At 45.6% G+C, this 539-nt stretch carries 1 protein-coding gene; it reads left to right on the top strand.

Annotated features, from left to right (window positions below):
* A partial coding sequence (locus tag ACYVTD_RS15290; protein WP_461248561.1) for a translation initiation factor IF-2 occupies positions 1–539 on the top strand: 539 nt, incomplete at both ends.

Below are 539 nucleotides of genomic sequence, written 5' to 3'. Positions count from 1 at the left end.
GCAGGCGGAATCACGCAGCACATCGGCGCATATAGAGTTCGTGTTCATGGCAAAAAAATCACATTTTTGGACACACCAGGGCACGAAGCTTTTACAGCGATGCGCGCTCGTGGTGCTCAATTTACTGATATTGCAATCTTAGTCGTTGCTGCAGACGATGGGATTATGCCGCAGACTATCGCGACGATCATCGCTGCTAAAGACGCTGGGTTAACGACTATTGTTGCCATAAATAAAATCGATAAAGAGGGTGCAAACCCTGATAAAATCATGCAAGAACTAACAGAACACGGGCTTGTTCCAGAGGCTTGGGGCGGAGATACTATCTGCGTTCCTATTTCTGCTAAAAAACGTGAAAATATTGATAAACTTTTGGAAATGGTGCTTTTAGTTGCCGAAATGAAAGAACTGAAAGCAAACCCTAAGCGTTGGGCAAAGGGCGTTGTTATCGAATCTCACCTTGATAAGGCTAAAGGCCCAGTTGCGACATTGCTTGTTCAAAACGGCACGCTAAAAGTCGGCGATGTTGTTATCGCGGG

It is taken from the genome of Treponema sp. R6D11, assembly GCF_054786075.1.
The sequence above is the reverse complement of the archived record's forward strand: the minus strand, read 5'-3'. Positions and strand labels throughout refer to the sequence as shown.